Annotated in this window: 18 protein-coding genes; 10 read left to right on the forward strand and 8 right to left on the reverse strand. The window is 44.2% G+C overall.

What is annotated here, in order from left to right:
* Position 1: 1 nt before the first annotated feature.
* The 4 genes from vsple_RS10075 to vsple_RS10090 are packed head-to-tail and all read right to left on the reverse strand — an operon-like array spanning position 2 to position 2,318.
* The gene (locus vsple_RS10075) at positions 2-412 is read right to left on the reverse strand and encodes a CBS domain-containing protein (protein ID WP_255230171.1); all 411 of its coding nucleotides are present in this window, start codon (positions 410-412) and stop codon (positions 2-4) included.
* Positions 409-759, reverse strand: coding sequence for a P-II family nitrogen regulator (locus vsple_RS10080; RefSeq protein ID WP_255230170.1), 351 nt, complete (start codon positions 757-759; stop codon positions 409-411). The genes vsple_RS10075 and vsple_RS10080 overlap by 4 nt, the downstream gene beginning before the upstream one ends.
* Positions 760-1,587: a DUF1538 domain-containing protein gene (locus tag vsple_RS10085; protein ID WP_255230169.1), complete on the reverse strand. Its 828-nt coding sequence runs from the start codon at positions 1,585-1,587 to the stop codon at positions 760-762. It abuts the gene before it with no gap.
* On the reverse strand, positions 1,584-2,318 hold the full coding sequence (locus vsple_RS10090) for a DUF1538 domain-containing protein (RefSeq protein ID WP_261881918.1): 735 nt from the start codon (positions 2,316-2,318) through the stop codon (positions 1,584-1,586). Before vsple_RS10090 ends, vsple_RS10085 begins: the two co-directional genes overlap by 4 nt.
* 281 nt (positions 2,319-2,599) lie before the next feature.
* On the opposite strand from vsple_RS10090, the gene vsple_RS10095 reads away from it, so the two are divergent.
* The 5 genes from vsple_RS10095 to vsple_RS10115 all read left to right on the forward strand — a co-directional run bounded on the left by vsple_RS10095 (position 2,600) and on the right by vsple_RS10115 (position 7,193).
* A complete protein-coding gene (locus tag vsple_RS10095) occupies positions 2,600-3,514 on the forward strand; it encodes a TIGR01777 family oxidoreductase (protein WP_261881919.1) in 915 nt (304 codons plus the stop codon).
* A 47-nt stretch (positions 3,515-3,561) separates the two neighbouring features.
* Complete coding sequence (locus tag vsple_RS10100) at positions 3,562-4,389, forward strand: SDR family oxidoreductase (protein WP_261881920.1); 828 nt, start codon at positions 3,562-3,564, stop codon at positions 4,387-4,389.
* 385 nt (positions 4,390-4,774) lie between these two features.
* On the forward strand, positions 4,775-5,629 hold the full coding sequence (locus vsple_RS10105; protein ID WP_261881921.1) for a co-chaperone YbbN: 855 nt from the start codon (positions 4,775-4,777) through the stop codon (positions 5,627-5,629).
* 178 nt (positions 5,630-5,807) lie between these two features.
* Entirely contained in the window at positions 5,808-6,734 is a 927-nt protein-coding gene (locus vsple_RS10110) for an SPFH domain-containing protein (protein WP_032551825.1), read from the forward strand.
* 3 nt (positions 6,735-6,737) lie between these two features.
* Complete coding sequence (locus vsple_RS10115) at positions 6,738-7,193, forward strand: NfeD family protein (protein ID WP_261881922.1); 456 nt, start codon at positions 6,738-6,740, stop codon at positions 7,191-7,193.
* A 57-nt stretch (positions 7,194-7,250) separates the two neighbouring features.
* On the opposite strand, the gene cueR is transcribed toward vsple_RS10115, so the two are convergent.
* On the reverse strand, positions 7,251-7,640 hold the full coding sequence (gene cueR / locus vsple_RS10120; RefSeq protein WP_255230163.1) for a Cu(I)-responsive transcriptional regulator: 390 nt from the start codon (positions 7,638-7,640) through the stop codon (positions 7,251-7,253).
* Between the two features lie 360 nt (positions 7,641-8,000).
* Between cueR and vsple_RS10125 the strand changes: the two genes are divergently transcribed.
* Positions 8,001-8,192, forward strand: coding sequence for a hypothetical protein (locus vsple_RS10125; protein WP_261881923.1), 192 nt, complete (start codon positions 8,001-8,003; stop codon positions 8,190-8,192).
* 56 nt (positions 8,193-8,248) lie between these two features.
* Here the strand turns inward: vsple_RS10125 and vsple_RS10130 are convergent, their stop codons facing one another.
* From vsple_RS10130 to zipA, 3 genes are all read right to left on the reverse strand, one after another.
* Positions 8,249-9,655, reverse strand: a complete 1,407-nt coding sequence (locus vsple_RS10130) for an OprD family porin (RefSeq protein ID WP_261881924.1) — start codon at positions 9,653-9,655, stop codon at positions 8,249-8,251.
* A gap of 523 nt (positions 9,656-10,178) precedes the next feature.
* On the reverse strand, positions 10,179-12,191 hold the full coding sequence (ligA, locus tag vsple_RS10140) for an NAD-dependent DNA ligase LigA (protein ID WP_261881925.1): 2,013 nt from the start codon (positions 12,189-12,191) through the stop codon (positions 10,179-10,181).
* 90 nt (positions 12,192-12,281) lie between these two features.
* A complete protein-coding gene (gene zipA / locus vsple_RS10145) occupies positions 12,282-13,286 on the reverse strand; it encodes a cell division protein ZipA (RefSeq protein WP_261881926.1) in 1,005 nt (334 codons plus the stop codon).
* A gap of 234 nt (positions 13,287-13,520) precedes the next feature.
* Here zipA and cysZ point away from each other — a divergent pair, with 234 nt between their 5' ends.
* The 4 genes from cysZ (at position 13,521) to ptsI (ending at position 17,893) form a co-directional block, all read left to right on the forward strand.
* Positions 13,521-14,276 (forward strand): sulfate transporter CysZ, encoded by a 756-nt coding sequence (cysZ, locus tag vsple_RS10150; protein WP_261881927.1) that lies wholly within the window; start codon positions 13,521-13,523, stop codon positions 14,274-14,276.
* A 227-nt stretch (positions 14,277-14,503) separates the two neighbouring features.
* Positions 14,504-15,472 carry a cysteine synthase A gene (gene cysK / locus vsple_RS10155; protein WP_255230157.1) on the forward strand — a complete coding sequence of 323 codons (969 nt, stop codon included), beginning with the start codon at positions 14,504-14,506 and terminating at the stop codon, positions 15,470-15,472.
* A gap of 300 nt (positions 15,473-15,772) precedes the next feature.
* A complete protein-coding gene (locus tag vsple_RS10160) occupies positions 15,773-16,030 on the forward strand; it encodes an HPr family phosphocarrier protein (protein ID WP_032552209.1) in 258 nt (85 codons plus the stop codon).
* Between the two features lie 138 nt (positions 16,031-16,168).
* Positions 16,169-17,893 (forward strand): phosphoenolpyruvate-protein phosphotransferase PtsI, encoded by a 1,725-nt coding sequence (ptsI, locus tag vsple_RS10165; protein WP_032551816.1) that lies wholly within the window; start codon positions 16,169-16,171, stop codon positions 17,891-17,893.
* The last annotated feature ends 25 nt before the right edge of the window (positions 17,894-17,918 follow it).

The raw sequence follows: 17,918 nt of genomic DNA on the forward strand, positions 1-17,918 counted from the left end.
CTCACTTTACGTCATCCTTTGCCATACCATTTATCACAATATTATTGTAACTGACCATGCCGATAATCTTTCCCTCTTGAATCACCGGCGCTCTACTCACACCGAAACGTTCAAACAACCGAGCGCAGTACTTAACGTTCATGTCCGCTGAGACACTCAATGCTGGCTTGGTCATAATTTCATAGATGTTAGTCCGTTGTGGAGCCCTATTTTTCGCCAAAACCTGTTTAGCAATATCATTCATCAACACAATACCGTACTCATCACCATCATGACGTTTATCAACGATAAGTGCCTTCACTTGATGTTGCCTAGCCAATCTGATTGCCTCATCAACGGTGATCAATCCATCCACAATAATGTAAGTATTCGCCATCACGTCCGCGACGCACATGGTTTGTTGTTTGCTCATAGTTTCTCCTCAACAACCTTGGTTAATGTTTCAACTTGGTGTGCGACACCGACGGCATCTTCGACGTCGATTTGTACTGCAATCCCCTGTCCCGACTCTTGATCGAATTCCCCCACCTCACTGATGGTTTCTAGAATATGGCGGGATAGGTGCTCCTCGACAACAAACAAGAGGACATCCTTTTGAACCTCTAACGTTAACCCAAAAAATGTCCGCTTTTGATTAAGGCCTTCTCCACGAGCGTTGCTGATCACTGTTGCGCCTGTTGCCCCAGCACCGCGCGCCGCATCAAGAACGATGTCCGTTTTGCTGTCTTCAACAAAAGCTAGAATGAGTTTGAAACGCATCTACTGCTCCTTATATTCTTGTGATTGAACTTCTTGTGGCTGAGCTTTCTGTGGTTCTGGCTGCTGTAACTGATTGAGCCATTGAGTGACTTGTGCGTAACTCATGACAGAAATAATGGGAAAGAGGCTGGCAAAGGCGATCAAGCCAAAACCATCAATAACTGGGTTTCGACCAGGGACTGTCGAAGCCAGACCGAGCCCTAATGCAGTGACCAAAGGCACCGTAACCGTCGATGTCGTCACTCCGCCTGAGTCGTATGCCAATGGTATGATCAATTTCGGGGCATAAAATGTCTGAACGACCACCACCACATAACCACAAATAATGTAGTAATGAATAGGGTCGCCCGCGACAATCCGATAGCTCCCTAAAGAGATACCAATAGCGACCCCTAGCGCGACAGCAATTCGTAATCCATTAACGCTAATGCTGCCACCCGAAACCTGATTCGCCTTGAGAGCAACGGCGATAAGTGAAGGCTCGGCAATCGTGGTACTAAAGCCGATAAAGAAAGCGAACAGATAGACCCAATAATAGTCGAACCAGCCAAGCTGATGACCATGACTGAATTTAAAGTTACTCAAAAAATCTGGAGCCGTCAGCTGCATCGCCATCGTCTCCCCCAATGGAAACAGAGCGAGTTCTAGCCCCATCAAGAAGAGAGTTAAACCCAGTATGACGTAGAAAAAACCAAGAATGACTCTCATCAGATTAGTAACAGGCTTACGAAGAACGGCCAGTTGGAAGCCAAAAATGATGGCAGCAATCGGGATCACATCTGTCACTGTGCCTAAAAAGGTATCGAAAAATAGATTCAGGCTCATCATGCAATCACCATCCCGTATACCATCACAAACATCATGGGCAATAAGGAAGCAAAGGCAATCAAACCAAAGCCATCAATCATAGGGTTGCGGCCCTTTATTGACGAAGCCAGCCCAACCCCTAAAGCGGTGACAAGAGGAACAGTAATGGTCGATGTCGTTACCCCACCCGAGTCATAAGCAATACCGATAATGTTTTCTGGAGCAAATGCCGTCAGAATAACAACACCCACATAGCCGCCAATGATCATGAAATGAATAGGCCAACCTTTAAGGATACGCAGCACGCCAAGCACTATCGCTAACCCAACAGAGAGCGCTACTGTGACACGAAGGCCGTTAGCGTACTCTTCCATCTCTTGCTCAGAGTTAGGAATCACACCACCTTCTGCGGCGACTTCTGCGGCTTCATCGGCGACGGCGGTCAGTGCCGGTTCAGCTATGGTTGTACCAAAGCCCAAACAGAACGCAAAGATCAATAGCCACATGATGCTACCTTTACGAGCAAAAGCCTGCGCCATCGACTCACCTATGGGGAAAAGTCCCATTTCCAGCCCAAAGATAAAAAAGGTCAACCCCAGTACAACGAGCAACAGACCACTTAAGATTGAAAATAGGTTTGGGAGTGGCTCTTGCAGTACCACCAGCTGAAAAAACGCGATAACAACGACAATAGGCAGCAAATCTCTTAGGCTACCGAGCATGGCTTTCATCAAAGCAAGTATCGCTGTCATCAAATCTCCTTAGCTATCGAGTTAGGGCGGGCAAATTAACCACACAGTGAGTGTCACTTCTCAAATAAGCATGACAAATTATCCTTCGCTGTTATGTGACTCTCATTGAGCACTCAGTAACATATTGAAACATTTTCGCTAAACTGTGAGCACAACCACTAACCAGAGTGAACGCGTTATCACATGAATGAAACCTTATGATCGTTATATAGTTTTCTGCGTAATGGTTGGCAGACTAAAACAAGCCGGGTCTATAATTAACAAATTAAGAGGAGGTAGGTATGAAGATTCTATTGACGGGTGGCACTGGGTTTATTGGCTCAGAATTAATCAAAAGCTGGCAAACAGATGAAGTAACACTGCTGACACGGGATCCGTCAAAAGCGAAGATGACACTTAACCACCTCAATCAAAACAATCTTCACTACATCAAATCGTTGGATGACCTTTCTGATCTCAACCGCTTTGACGCTGTTATCAATTTAGCGGGTGAGCCTATCGCCGATAAGCGTTGGAGCGCAAAACAGAAAGAACGTATCTGTCAAAGCCGCTGGCACATTACCGAGAAAATCGTTGAGCTGATTCACGCAAGCACTAACCCACCAAGCGTGTTTATTAGCGGCTCCGCCGTCGGTTACTATGGTGATCAACAAGCTCACCCTTTTGATGAAGCGCTGCACGTTTCAGACGAGAGCTTTGCGCATAAAGTTTGTGCACACTGGGAAGAGATAGCTAAACGAGCACAATCCGAAAACACCAGAGTCGTGCTGCTTAGAACTGGCATTGTCTTAGGAGAGCATGGTGGCGCACTCAGAAAGATGCTTTTACCCTATAAGCTAGGCTTGGGTGGACCACTAGGTTCAGGTGATCAGTACATGCCATGGATCCACCTCCTCGATATGATCCGAGCAATCAATCACCTACTCAATACTCCCCATGCGCAAGGGGAGTTCAATATGTGCGCCCCTCACCCTGCGACCAATAAACAGTTCAGTCGCACCTTAGCCAAACAGCTTGGGCGTCCCCATATACTGTTCACGCCCAAATGGGCGATGTCGCTGATGATGGGTGAATCCTCCTGTCTACTATTTGATAGCATTCGCGCTAAACCAAAGAAACTGACAGAAACGGGCTTTATATTCAGTTACTCAAGAATTGAACCGGCATTGAAAAACTTGTTACAACATCGAGACTAATTCCTTTAACCTAGGGAAAGGTAACAGCCCCTAGGAAAGGAACCCCCGTGACGAAATCAATATTGATTACTGGATGCTCAACCGGCATTGGTTACACCTGTGCTCATGCTCTCAAACAACGAGGCTTTCATGTGATTGCGTCGTGCCGCAACGAGCACGATGTGAAGAAACTCCGACAAGAAGGGTTAGATTGCGTTCAACTCGACCTCAATAATGAGCAGAGTATTGAACGAGGTGTAGAACAAGCATTTACATTAGCTCCAAATGGCCTTTATGCGGTATTTAATAATGGCGCTTATGGCCAACCGGGCGCGTTAGAAGATCTACCAACGCAAGGGTTACGCGACCAATTCCAAACCAATTTTTTCGGCTGGCATCATCTGATTCGCTTAGTGCTTCCTAGTATGCGTGAACGTGGTGAAGGACGAATCATTCAAAACAGCTCAGTACTTGGTTTCGCAGCGATGAAATATCGGGGTGCTTACAATGCTTCTAAGTTTGCGATTGAGGGGTGGACAGATACCCTAAGGCTTGAGCTGCATGGTAGCGGTATCCACATTTCCCTGCTTCAACCAGGTCCGATTGAGACGGAGTTTCGACGCAACGCTCTGGTCGCATTCAATCGTTGGATTAATCCAACCAGTAGTGTTCACAGTCAGTACTATCAACAGCAACAGCAGCGACTAGAAAACGAAGCCTCCGGCAACCGTTTCGTACTTCCTCCAGAAAGCTGTATTGAGCCCGTCTATCATGCACTCACTGCCGAAAAGCCTAGATTGCGTTATCGAGTGACAACACCAACAAAGATCTTTGCGATCCTAAAACGCCTGCTACCCAACCGCTGGCTGGATCCGATTTTACGTAAAGCAGCCTAACAACAAATAATCGAATAAATCGCAAAAATAATGTAACGATGTAATTTGTTCGTAACAATAAGATGTCATGATTCACATCGTAGCATCAAGCGCTCCTGCTTGGTGTATCAATTGAAGGTACATTCATGACTCTTAACACCTTAAACTGGGTTGGTGTGAGTGTTGCCATCACCCTGTTTTTACTGTTTTGAGTACTAACCGGGATTGCACCTCCAACCTAATTGGTAAATGACGCTATGCTTTCACGCCCTGACAATCGGCGCAGAAATCGTAGCGTTTTTTTATGGCCTAATCCCCTATCTTGCTCTCTCTTCACTGTAACCTTGAAGTTACGTTAGCTGCCCCCATATCACTGTTAGCACTCAACTAAACTCAAGGAACGCTGATGCAATCGCCGCATATTGTTGAACTCAATGAACAGAACTTTCGTCAGGTATTAGAAGGTTCAATGCAGACTCCTGTTCTGATCCATTTTTGGGCACCGATGAGCCAAGAGAGCGCTCAGATCATCCCTGATCTTCAAACGCTTACCCAGCAGTACAATGGTGCATTTACCTTGGCACTATTAAACTGCGAGCAAGAACAAGCGATTGCGAGCCAATTTGGTGTACAAGCACTACCGACCATTGCTCTATTCGTTAATGGGCAGCCTGTAGACGGCCTAGGTGGTCCACAAACTATCGAAGCAATTGTTGACATGCTAAGCAAGCATCTTCCTAGCCAAGATGAATTAGCGCTTCGTCAAGCTCTAGAGCAAATGCAAGCTGGAGAACATCTACAAGCGCTTACTGCAATGCAGCAGTTACCAGAAGAACTCACCAATAAAGGTGAAGTGAAACTCGCCATTGCAGAGTGTCTTCTAGAAACGCAACAGTTTGAGTTGGCGGAAGCACAACTCGCTGCTATCCCACTAGAGTATCAAGACAACTATTTCAAAGGCTTAGTGGCAAAACTCGAACTGCATAAGCAAGCTGCTGATAGCCCTGAGATTCAAGCATTAGAAGCAAACCTGCAAGCCAATCCTAGCGATGCGAAAATCGCTGCGGAGCTCGCACTGCAGTATCACCAAGTCAACCGAAGTGAAGAGGCGCTTGAATTGCTGTGGTCATTTCTAGTGAAAGACCTAAACGCACTAGACGGCGACATGAAGAAAAGCTTCATGGATATTCTAAGTGCACTGGGACAAGGCAACGCCAATGCGAGCAAGTACCGTCGACAACTCTACTCGCTGCTCTACTAGTCTCAGCTACTGTGTAAGCACCCAATAAGCTCGCTCTTCCCCAGATAATAGAAATTAAAAATGGGCTATAAAATCAATATTTTATAGCCCATTTCTCATTTATAAATTTGCTCAGAGTACAAAATTAAGCCACTATCTTTAAAGTAAAATCGAAGACTCGTTTAAACAAGGATTTTGTATGGCTATTGATACTCTAATTACTATCGGCGGTTTTACCGTTGTTGCCCTTCTATTTATTTTCGCAGGTGTAAAAACCGTCCCTCAGGGGAACAACTGGACCGTTGAACGTTTCGGTCGCTACACCCATACCCTCAAACCGGGTTTGAATTTGATCATTCCGTTTATTGATAGCATTGGTCAAAAAATCAACATGATGGAGCGTGTATTAGATATTCCAGCACAAGAAGTTATCTCTAAAGATAACGCGAATGTTGTTATCGATGCAGTCTGTTTCGTGCAGGTGATCGATGCAGCAAGAGCGGCCTATGAGGTTAACGATCTTGAGCACGCAATTCGCAATCTAACGCTCACCAACATTCGTACTGTCCTTGGCTCTATGGAACTGGATGAGATGCTAAGTCAGCGTGACATGATCAACAGCAAGTTGTTAAATATTGTTGATGAAGCCACCAACCCTTGGGGCGTCAAAGTCACTCGTATCGAAATTAAAGACGTGCAACCACCCGCTGACCTTACCGCTGCAATGAACGCACAAATGAAAGCTGAGCGTAACAAACGTGCTGACATCCTAGAAGCAGAAGGTGTGCGACAAGCTGAGATCCTAAAGGCTGAAGGCCACAAGCAGTCAGAAATCTTAAAAGCAGAAGGTGAAAAGCAAGCGGCTATCCTTCAAGCAGAGGCGCGCGAGCGTGCTGCAGAAGCAGAAGCGAAAGCAACGGAAATGGTATCTACAGCGATAGCTCAAGGTGACATGCAAGCAGTAAACTACTTCATCGCTCAAGGTTATACCGATGCGCTTAAATCGATTGGTCAAGCGGAAAATGGTAAGATCATCATGCTGCCACTAGAAGCATCGGGGCTCATGGGCTCAGTTGCGGGTATTGCAGAGATGTTTTCTCACAAAGGAACAAATAACAAGGAGTAGCTGATGATTGAACTATTGGATCAGGTAAACCACTGGCACTGGCTTGCTTTTGGGTTACTCCTACTTGGATTAGAGCTATTGGGCACTGCAGGGTACTTTCTCTGGATTGGCATTTCAGCAATGATTGTCGGTGCGCTGCTTGGCATTTTACCACTGAGCTGGCAAATGCAATGGCTCTCGTTCGCCAGTTTTTCGCTAATCACAACTTGGTTATGGTGGCGCAGACAACTAAAAAGTGATCGTAAGTCAGATAAAGCTCGAGTACTCAATCAGCGCGATAAGCAGTTGATAGGAAAAACCACTCGATTGGAAGACGCTATCCAGAAAGGTCAATGTCGTATCCGACTCGGTGACACCACTTGGTCAGCCATTGCCGAGACTGACATCGCCGCAGGCTCCGAAGTCGTAGTAACAGCGGTTGATGGTATTGTTCTCACGATCGCACCAGTCAACAAATAATCACAAGGCCATTAGGTTATGCGTTAACACTTCGTACTATGCTAATGGCCTGATCGATTACTCATCGACAAGATCATTAATGATCGGACAATGACTATTGGTATCGCCCGGGCACTTTTCAACCCAACCCTCTAATGTTGTCTTTATCGCCATCAAATCCGCAATTTTTCGATTCACTTCATCAAGCTTGCTCTGAGCTTTTGCTTTAACATCGGCGCTTTCTCGGCAAGGATTGTCCGCTAAAGCAACCAACTCCTTACACTCTTCTAAAGAAAAACCAGCGCTTCTTGCCTTAGCAACCACACTTAACTCTTTTAATTGCTTCTGAGTGTAGGTTCGATAACCATTTTCTGAGCGCATCGGCTCAGAAATCACGCCTTTGTCTTCATAGAGACGAATCGATTTCGTAGATAAATTCGTTAGCTTGGCGACTTCACTTATATTCATGATATTACTCAAATCATTAGCAGAACAAGGTTTCCAACCTCACTCATAAACCATCACATTACGTCCAAATCATACACTCAAATACGCTTAATGCGTAGCAAAGATAATAAGAGAAAATAAAGCTCGCGAATTATGCTCAGTTTCACTGACTTTTTAAATAAACGAACAAGTTTCAACAAATTCACATTACGTAATTTCAATAAGTTACTGATTAAAATATTGAAATATTCCACTGTTATTTTTTATTTAAAATTTATATATTATTTTGATCTTTTATTGACCATGTACATACTGTGATATTAAGCATGACGTTTGAATGCTATTTATTTCATTTTTGGTAAGTAACAAAGGATCGCGATCATGAAACCTACAATGCTGTTAATTGTTCTGTGTGCTTCTTTTGCATCAGTTCCCGTAGCTGCAAACTACACAAATGGAGGTGCTAGTGGAGGTCAAACCCTTGGCCCTGAAATTAAATGTCTTTTACCTAATGGTAACACTCAGCAACTTCCACCTTTGTACTGTGAGATTTTTGATGGGAAAGAGCAGTAAATCAAAAACGCCCAATAATGACATTGGGCGTTTGAACTTAGGATTTCGCTTGTAGATTAGTGGAAGCTATATGGAATGATAACTTGGAAACGTAGATCTGTTTCGTCAGCATCACTAGCCCCTTCGAACTCATCACGCTCTAGAATAGTACCGTGTAAGCGTACAGTTGTACCTTTCAAAGAACCTTGTTGTACTGTGTAAGCAACCGTTGCGTTAACTGCCATTTCGCTTTCGTAATCCCAGTCACCAGATGCACCGCTTGCTGCAGAATCAGCACCAGTACCGTAACCAAAGCCTAGGTAGTAGTTCCAGCCATTACCTTGAGCATAAGACAGGCGGTTGTACCAAGCTAGTTCACCAGCTTTGTTCCAATCCGATAGAGCATCCCACCATTGTGACCAAGTACCATTGTTCATACCGTAAGTATGGATTGTACGAGGAACAAAGTCAGACTTGTTGTCTGTATCTGTATAGCGTAGCTCAGACATCCATGAAATTTTGCCAAATGATTGATTAAGCGACAAGCCAGCATGGTAACCAAGGCCATCGTACTTAACGTCATCATTAACACCATAGAAATCAAATGCTAAAGTTGTAGACTCTGATGCCGTATACTTTAAGTAAGCTTTATACGACGTGTTATCAGTTTTATCGTGGTAACTAGTTACTACACCTTGACCCCAGTCGATCCCGTTAGCGTATTTAACGCCTGTAGCTTGACCTAGACCAAGTTGGAAGAAAAGATTATCTGAAAGGTTTCCGTTTAACCCTAAAGAGTGCAAGTAGCTCCAAGAAGTATCAGACCAAAGCGCTGGTGCGTAATCATCTTCATGTAGTAACCAAGGTGCTGTAAATTGGTCTGCACCAAAGTAGCTCAGGTTAAAGTCACCGATTTTACCATTTAGTTCGAAACCACGGTAAGTACCTGGAACAAAGCTCCAAACGTTACCAATTGTACCGTTACCACCTGCTTGTAACATACCAAAACGGCCGTTAAAGTTCTCGTTAGCTTTAAACTTTAATGCAGCTTTGTAGATCTTTAGTTGCTCGCCGTCGCCAGCACCCCAGTCTAAGTTAGAACATGTTGAAATCTCATTACAAAGATATCCGTCTGCACCCTTTAAACTATCATTGTACAGATCACCAGAATAGTAACCTGCAATATCTGCACCCAACCAATCGTCATGGTAACCTGAGCTGAAGTCCAAGATAGCATTGTAAGAAGAGTAGTTTAGACGACTCCAACGATCGCCATTTTCTCCACCAGGTTTACCTGTTGTTCTCGTGCGAGAACGAGTGTCAACAACAAACATTGCGTTCAACGTTGAATCTTGCATGAATTCATTAACGGCTTCTACATATTGATCGCCAGCTGAACTCTCCGTCGAAGCAAATGCAGGCGCAGCAACTACTGCTCCAAACATCGCTGCTGTTAGCGCAGATATTTTGAAAAATTTGTCCATGGAATAAAACTCCTAAAAATGGATATAGCTGTTTGATTATTTCTCACCTAAAGTTGGCCGCCGTAGAGAGAAATACCTTTTCTTGTTTAGAACCTCTAACCACATGAGGCTCTTTTCCTTACTGGGTATACACTGCGTGCATCCATGACAATAAGACTAACTTCGCCTCTAAAAAGATCAATGAGAACTTAATTCTCATCTAAAAAAATATGAGTTGGTGCAAATTTATCTATGACTTAGTGATCCCGATCGACAAATATTATAGCAATCTCAATAAGACCAACAAAACAAAATAAAAACAACAACTTAAAATTAAAACAACTTTATAAATAGTGATATCACTCGCAAATAAAAGAGTGACAGAACGGTATTTCATTATTGTTGAGCAAGCTCACAGTCCTAAATTTAGACTTAATATAACAACAAATTTTTCCAAAAATAAAAAGAGTGATACTTAATGCTCACATACAAAAAAGGCACTCCAACATGGGAGTGCCTTTTTGCTTTTTTTAGAGCGGCTTATTTATGAAATAAGATCTATTAGGTCTTGCTCATTTCTTATTTCGATACCCAAATCTTGCGCCTTAGTCAGTTTAGAACCCGCGGCTTCACCAGCAAATAGGATATCTGTTTTCTTGGAAACACTGCCCGTTACTTTTGCACCTAGTGCTTGCAGAGCGGCTTTGGCTTCGCTGCGCCCTAATTGAGAGAGAGAACCGGTCAAAACCACAGTCTTGCCTTCAAGTGGTAGTGACTGCCCTTCTACAGGTGCTTCTATCGCAGGCCAAGTTACTCCAAGCTCTAGTAGCTTCTCAACCACTTCACGGTTATTCTCTTGGGAGAAGAAGCTGGTAATATGACTCGCGACAATATCACCAATATCTTGTACTTCTACAAGTTGTTCGTGCGTTGCAGCCTGAACCAAATCGAGCGACTTAAAGTGCTGAGCAAGGTTCATAGCTGTCGCTTCACCCACTTCTCGAATGCCCAAAGAGTATAAAAAGCGAGCGAGTGTCGTTTCTTTGGCTTTGTTCAGCGCATTCACCACGTTCTGAGCGGATTTAGGTCCCATGCGGTCCAGCACTGTTAAGACACCAGCACTTAGCTTAAACAGATCAGCAGGGGTCTCAACCATTTCACGGTCAACCAATTGCTCAATCACTTTCACACCTAAACCATCAACATCCAGTGCTTTACGCGAGACAAAATGCTTGAGCGCTTCTTTACGTTGCGCCTGACATACTAGGCCTCCGGTGCAACGCGCTACCGCTTCGCCTTCAACACGTTCGACATCAGAGCCACATACAGGACAAGCTTCAGGGAAAACTATCTCTTTTGCAGTATCAGGGCGACGCTCCATTACCACAGCAACGATCTGTGGGATAACATCACCCGCACGACGGATTATCACGCTATCCCCAACCATAACGCCCAAACGTTCTATTTCATCTGCATTATGTAGAGTCGCATTACTTACCGTTACTCCTCCAACAAACACCGGCTCTAACTTCGCTACCGGTGTAATGGCACCCGTTCGGCCAACTTGGAACTCGACATCGTTGAGTAAGGTGATCTCTTCCTGCGCTGGGAATTTATACGCTATCGCCCAACGTGGAGCGCGAGCAACAAAGCCTAGAACCTCTTGCGCTGCGATATTGTCGACTTTGATCACCACGCCATCGATCTCATAGGCCAATGCATCCCGACGAGCCATGATGTCTTGGTAGTACGCTTTAACGTCACCCAATGAACTTAGCTGTTTGGTCTCTGGACACATTGGCAAGCCCCAACTCTTCAACTGAAGAAAACGTTGGTAATGACTGCCTGAAAGCTCTGCACCTTCAACAACGCCAACACTGTAAGCATAAAACGCTAATGGACGCTTAGCCGTAATACGAGAGTCTAACTGACGCAAGCTACCAGCTGCCGCATTACGCGGATTCACAAACACTTTCTCGCCTTTCTTTAGTGCTTGTTCGTTAAGTTTTTCGAAACCCGCCTTAGGCATGAAGACTTCGCCACGCACTTCAATACGTGTCGGCCAACCTTGACCTTGAAGCTTGAGTGGAATTGAACTGATAGTACGCACATTTTCAGTGATGTTCTCACCGGTTGTACCATCACCTCGAGTCGCAGCTTGAACAAGCATGCCGTTTTCGTAAAGCAGACTCACCGCTAATCCATCCAGCTTGGGTTCACAACAAAATGTGCTTAAGTCAGCCAATGGAGCACGATCAGACATACGCTTGTTAAATGCGTCTAAATCTTCATCAGAGAAAGCATTGTCTAAAGAGAGCATTGGAATTTCATGTGTCACTTGTGTAAAGCCATCTAATGGCGCACCGCCGACACGTTGACTTGGTGAGTCTACTGTGACCAAATCTGGATTTTCTTGCTCAATCTTCAGCAGTTGCTGCATTAATCGGTCATATTCTGCGTCAGGGATCTCTGGGCTATCCTCAACGTAATAGCGAACGGCATGATAGTGCAGAGTCTCTTTTAACTGCTCTAAAGTACTTTGAATGGATTCTTTCATATCATTCTCTGTCAGATTGAAGTATCAAAAAGGGCCCCATCAGGAGCCCTTTCTATCATTATAGATTAACTGTAAGGCTTACATTGTCTACTAAGCGCTTTGATTAGCCATAAAGTCTCGAATTTGTTTGCGGTATTCAGACAAGCGATTTGGTGTCATCAGGTTTCGTGACTCATCCAATACGTTACCACCTAGATCATCGGCAATTTGTTGCGCAGCATTCAGCATCACATTGAAGTTTTGATCGGCTTGACCACAACAAGGTAAGGTCATGAAAAATGAAATACCTTTAGTTGTAAAGTCTGCTGGGTTGTCATGCTCTAACGTTCCCGGCTGCATCATATTAGCGACACTAAAAATCACTTTCGGAGTTTCTGCTGCTTCTGCGAAACAGTGATAGATAGACATCTCACCATAGGTTAAACCATTGTTTTCCATGCTACGGAAAAGTTCAGTGCCGACAAATGGTGTCTCACCTGCACAGTGTACATTCAGTACAATCACTTCCAAGCCCAAATCGTCGTCTTGTGTCTCTTCAGGCGCTTCTACGATGGGTGAGGTGTCTTGCTGCTGCAAATTCTGTTGCACAGGTTGTGTGTCAAACTCAGACTCTTGTGGCATAGCACCGTAGTGCTCTTTAAAGTCAGCGTGGCTCTCTTTTTGTGCTTCGGTTAATTCAAAACTTGGAACAGCGAGATCAGCAGGTGACTCAGTTTGTAACTCTGACTCTTCTTTAACCGATGCCTCAACGCTAAAAGATGGCAGATCGTTTAATTCAAGATCTTCTTGCTCATTCTTGCTCGATGGGCTTGAAGTCAGTGGATCAGAATCAATCAATGGGTCTGCATTTGTCGGTGATACAGCAAAATCCGGCTCTTTGCGCTCTTTACGAATGATTTCAAAGTCGTCTTCTGGCGCAAAAGAGCGCTCTGGCGTCGAGCTCACGTCATCTAAGCTGTCGTTGTCGAGCTTACCAAGTGGTTTATCACCAAATTTGGCTTTCCCTTCTTTTTTACTCGTCCACAATCCGTGGAACAATAATGCGGCGATCGCTAACGCGCCAACAATAATGAGTACAAATCGCAATTCCTGCATTTTTCGCTCTCAGCTTTCATAGTCACCCTGAATTTTCAGGTCGCTATATCAGTTAGGTTAATTTGACCAATCTCACTACTGTATCAAAAGTAGCTACTGTTTTAGAACAACTTAATACAATAAGTTCCTCAGTTGATGTGATTTTCACCACGCTTTTTTTCTTAATATCGGTCGAGTACACTATAGGTGTTTGCTATTTAACCAACTCCCCCTTATGTGAGCTGATATTCCAATATGACTAATTTATCGATTCCTCGCTCTGGCTTCGGCTATTTCATTTTCGGCGCTAAAATCGCTCTTTCTCCAAGCATCCGTAAATTCGTACTCATGCCTTTGTTGGCAAATGTTTTGCTGGTTGGTGGTGCGCTGTTTTACATCTTTTCTAACCTCAACACTTGGATTGATGGATGGTTAGAAGGTCTTCCTAGTTTTCTCACTTGGTTGAGCTATGTTTTGTGGCCGTTGTTGGCGTTAACCATCCTCGCAACCTTCTCATACTTCTTTAGTACATTAGCAAATTTCATCGCGGCTCCGTTCAACGGTTTACTTTCAGAAAAAGTAGAAGAGCTGTTAACGGGTAAAAAAGTAAATGACGATGGCTTAATGGACGTGCTTAAAGATACGCCACGTATTTTAGCTCGTGAATGGCGAAAGCTGGTTTACACGTTACCAAAAGCGATTGGGCTTTTCTTACTGCTGCTCATTCCCGCTCTTGGCCAAACTGTCGCACCGTTTTTATGGTTCATTTTTACAGCGTGGATGTTAGCTATTCAATACGCAGATTACCCGTTTGATAACCATAAAATCAGCTTTGATGATATGAGAAGCTCATTGAAACAAAAGCAAGGTAAAAGCTATGGATTCGGAGCACTGGTGTCTATTTTTACGACCATTCCAATCCTTAACCTAATTGTTGTACCTGTAGCAGTATGTGGCGCAACGGCCATGTGGGTATCAGAGCACAAAGGACAATTTACTCACCTTCGCTAACCTCTTTTATTATTCATAAAACGCACGCCCATTTTGTTGAATCACTGATTTCTATCAAAATGGGCGTGCATTCTGCTACATATCTATATGATATAACTTTTTAATCCTTTTACCTTTTTTTCAACTTGTTTAATCTAAATTCAACTTAAACAAACATTGAAATAAACGGGATGACTAAGTCATTGATATGCCGCGTTTAGTTCTGTCATCAAATGAAGGAATATTCCATGAGCAAGATTTACGAAGATAACTCCCTTACGATCGGTAATACACCACTGGTTCGTTTGAACAAAGTAAGTAAAGGCAATGTACTAGCGAAAGTGGAGGCTCGTAACCCTAGCTTCAGCGTTAAGTGTCGTATCGGCGCGAACATGATCTGGGAAGCTGAAAAAGCTGGCACTCTTAAGCCTGGCGTAGAGCTTGTAGAGCCAACAAGTGGTAACACTGGTGTAGCACTTGCCTTCGTTGCAGCAGCTCGTGGTTACAAACTAACGCTAACTATGCCTGAGTCAATGAGCCTGGAGCGTCGTAAGCTACTTAAAGCGCTCGGCGCTAACCTTGAGCTAACAGAAGCGGCGAAAGGTATGAAAGGCGCGATCGCAAAAGCAGAAGAAATTGTTGCAAGCGATCCTGAGAAGTACCTACTTCTTCAACAATTCAACAACCCTGCAAACCCAGAAATCCACGAGAAGACAACAGGTCCTGAAATCTGGGAAGCAACTGACGGTGAGATTGATGTATTCGTAGCCGGTGTGGGTACGGGTGGTACAATTACGGGTACAAGCCGTTACATTAAAGGTGAAAAAGGCAAAGCAATCACTTCTGTAGCGGTTGAACCAGCAGAGTCTCCAGTAATTGCACAAGCACTTGCTGGCGATGAAATTCAACCAGCACCACACAAAATCCAAGGTATCGGCGCAGGATTTATCCCAGGTAACCTTGATTTAGAGCTTGTAGACCGTGTTGAATCGGTGACTTCAGAAGAAGCCATTGAAATGGCACAACGCCTAATGGCCGAAGAAGGTATCCTAGCTGGTATCTCTTCTGGTGCAGCCGTCGTTGCAGCAAACCGCATCGCGGAACTACCTGAATTTGCTGGGAAAACAATTGTTACAGTTTTACCAAGCTCAGGTGAACGTTACCTCAGCACAGCCCTATTTGCCGGTATTTTTACCGACAAAGAGAACCAACAGTAATATGTGGTCAAATCAATATTTGGTCTAAAAAAGCCCCTAAATGGGGCTTTTTTGTTGATCCCTGCCCCACCTTTGGTAATATCACCCTTGTTTTATTTTTCGCTTCAAAATAAAAGAAGCAATAAAACAGATTCTGAAAGTCGTGAGTTCTCACAAAAGAGCACCAAGGCTGGATAAAATTTTAACCAAACTGTTCAAACACGAACATAGCGCACTACACTCTGGCGAATGCATGTCAGAGAAGTTAAGCTAAACTTGGTTATAATCTTTACAAATAATAAATTAATTGGGGTATATAAAATGTACGAGAAGCAAGTAGAAATCACAGCAGAAAACGGTCTTCACACTCGTCCAGCTGCACAGTTCGTTAAAGAAGCAAAATCTTTCGACGCAGACATCACTGTGACTTCTAACGGTAAAAGCGCTAGCGCTAAGAGCCTATTCAAACTACAAACTCTAGGCCTAGTTAAAGGCACTGTAGTTTCTATTTCTGCTGAAGGCCCACAAGCTCAGCAAGCTGTAGACCACCTAGTTGCTCTAATGGACCAACTACACTAATTCGGTCTTCTTCTTTCAAAGCCATTTTGCCCCGCAAAGTGGCTTTGTTCGAAATAGAACAGAATAAGCTCGGCATAACGCCAAGCGGTAAAAGTCACACACTCTCCCGTTTACAGTTGACCAACTTAAGGTAAAGCTATGATTTCAGGTATCCTAGCATCTCCTGGTATTGCTATCGGTAAAGCACTACTACTTCAAGAAGATGAAATCGTTCTAAACACTAACACTATCACTGATGACCAAGTTGAAGCAGAAGTTCAGCGTTTCTTTGACGCACGTAACAAATCTGCAGCTCAACTGGAAGTTGTTAAGCAAAAAGCGCTTGAAACTTTCGGTGAAGAAAAAGAGGCGATCTTTGAAGGTCATATCATGCTTCTTGAAGATGAAGAGCTAGAGGAAGAAATCCTAGCACTCATCAAGAACGACAAGATGCACGCTGATAACGCAATCCACACGGTTATCGAAGAGCAAGCATCTGCGCTTGAGTCACTAGACGACGAATACCTAAAAGAACGTGCAACTGATATCCGTGATATCGGTACTCGTTTTGTTAAAAATGCACTAGGCATCAATATCGTATCTCTAAGCGATATCAATGAAGAAGTTATCCTAGCAGCATACGACCTAACGCCATCTGAAACTGCACAAATCAACCTAGACTACGTACTAGGCTTCGCTTGTGACATCGGCGGTCGTACATCTCACACATCTATCATGGCGCGTTCACTAGAACTTCCAGCTATCGTTGGTACGAACGATATCACTAAGAAAGTGAAGAACGGCGACATGCTTATTCTTGATGCGATGAACAACAAGATTGTTATCAACCCATCAGAAGCTGAGCTTGAAGAAGCAAAAGCAGTGAAAGCTGCGTTCCTAGCGGAAAAAGAAGAGCTAGCAAAACTTAAAGATCTACACGCAGAAACGCTAGACGGTCACCGTGTAGAAGTTTGCGGTAACATCGGTACGGTTAAAGACTGTGACGGTATCATCCGTAACGGTGGTGAAGGCGTTGGTCTGTACCGTACTGAATTCCTATTCATGGACCGTGATGCACTTCCTACTGAAGAAGAGCAGTACCAAGCTTACAAAGAAGTTGCAGAAGCAATGAACGGTGAGTCAGTGATCATCCGTACTATGGATATCGGTGGCGACAAAGATCTACCATACATGGATCTTCCAGAAGAGATGAACCCGTTCCTAGGATGGCGTGCAGTACGTATCAGCTTAGATCGTCGCGAAATCCTACGCGACCAACTACGTGGCATCCTTCGTGCGTCTGCGCACGGTAAGCTTCGCATCATGTTCCCAATGATCATCTCTGTTGAAGAGATCCGTGAACTGAAGAAAGCTATCGAAGAATACAAAGCTGAGCTTCGCGCTGAAGGCCTAGCATTCGACGAAGAGATCGAGATCGGTGTAATGGTTGAGACGCCGGCTGCTGCCGCTATCGCACACCACCTAGCGAAGGAAGTTGCTTTCTTCTCTATCGGTACCAACGACCTTACTCAGTACACACTTGCGGTAGACCGTGGTAACGAGATGATTTCTCACCTTTACAACCCACTATCTCCTGCTGTGCTAACTGTAATCAAGCAGGTTATCGATGCGTCTCACGCTGAAGGTAAATGGACAGGTATGTGTGGTGAGCTTGCAGGCGATGAGCGTGCAACACTGCTTCTACTAGGTATGGGTCTAGATGAGTTCTCTATGAGCGGTATCTCTATCCCTAAAGTGAAGAAAGTTATTCGTAACTCTAACTTCGCAGAAGTTAAAGCAATGGCTGACGAAGCACTTTCTCTACCAACAGCTGAAGAAATCCAAGCAGTAGTAGAAAAGTTCATCGCAGAGAAAACTCAGTAATCACCAATGGCTTAATATGATTAGA

The organism is Vibrio pelagius (genome assembly GCF_024347575.1).
GTDB classification, from domain to species: Bacteria; Pseudomonadota; Gammaproteobacteria; order Enterobacterales; family Vibrionaceae; genus Vibrio; species Vibrio pelagius.

What these genes read in the sequence shown, in the direction of transcription:
- vsple_RS10075 (WP_255230171.1), bottom strand. Translation starts at nt 412, where the DNA reads ATGAGCAAACAACAAACCATGTGCGTCGCGGACGTGATGGCGAATACT.
- vsple_RS10080 (WP_255230170.1), bottom strand. Translation starts at nt 759, where the DNA reads ATGCGTTTCAAACTCATTCTAGCTTTTGTTGAAGACAGCAAAACGGAC.
- vsple_RS10085 (WP_255230169.1), bottom strand. Translation starts at nt 1,587, where the DNA reads ATGATGAGCCTGAATCTATTTTTCGATACCTTTTTAGGCACAGTGACA.
- vsple_RS10090 (WP_261881918.1), bottom strand. Translation starts at nt 2,318, where the DNA reads ATGACAGCGATACTTGCTTTGATGAAAGCCATGCTCGGTAGCCTAAGA.
- vsple_RS10095 (WP_261881919.1), top strand. Translation starts at nt 2,600, where the DNA reads ATGAAGATTCTATTGACGGGTGGCACTGGGTTTATTGGCTCAGAATTA.
- vsple_RS10105 (WP_261881921.1), top strand. Translation starts at nt 4,775, where the DNA reads ATGCAATCGCCGCATATTGTTGAACTCAATGAACAGAACTTTCGTCAG.
- vsple_RS10110 (WP_032551825.1), top strand. Translation starts at nt 5,808, where the DNA reads ATGGCTATTGATACTCTAATTACTATCGGCGGTTTTACCGTTGTTGCC.
- vsple_RS10115 (WP_261881922.1), top strand. Translation starts at nt 6,738, where the DNA reads ATGATTGAACTATTGGATCAGGTAAACCACTGGCACTGGCTTGCTTTT.
- cueR (WP_255230163.1), bottom strand. Translation starts at nt 7,640, where the DNA reads ATGAATATAAGTGAAGTCGCCAAGCTAACGAATTTATCTACGAAATCG.
- vsple_RS10125 (WP_261881923.1), top strand. Translation starts at nt 8,001, where the DNA reads ATGAAACCTACAATGCTGTTAATTGTTCTGTGTGCTTCTTTTGCATCA.
- vsple_RS10130 (WP_261881924.1), bottom strand. Translation starts at nt 9,655, where the DNA reads ATGGACAAATTTTTCAAAATATCTGCGCTAACAGCAGCGATGTTTGGA.
- ligA (WP_261881925.1), bottom strand. Translation starts at nt 12,191, where the DNA reads ATGAAAGAATCCATTCAAAGTACTTTAGAGCAGTTAAAAGAGACTCTG.
- zipA (WP_261881926.1), bottom strand. Translation starts at nt 13,286, where the DNA reads ATGCAGGAATTGCGATTTGTACTCATTATTGTTGGCGCGTTAGCGATC.
- cysZ (WP_261881927.1), top strand. Translation starts at nt 13,521, where the DNA reads ATGACTAATTTATCGATTCCTCGCTCTGGCTTCGGCTATTTCATTTTC.
- cysK (WP_255230157.1), top strand. Translation starts at nt 14,504, where the DNA reads ATGAGCAAGATTTACGAAGATAACTCCCTTACGATCGGTAATACACCA.
- vsple_RS10160 (WP_032552209.1), top strand. Translation starts at nt 15,773, where the DNA reads ATGTACGAGAAGCAAGTAGAAATCACAGCAGAAAACGGTCTTCACACT.
- ptsI (WP_032551816.1), top strand. Translation starts at nt 16,169, where the DNA reads ATGATTTCAGGTATCCTAGCATCTCCTGGTATTGCTATCGGTAAAGCA.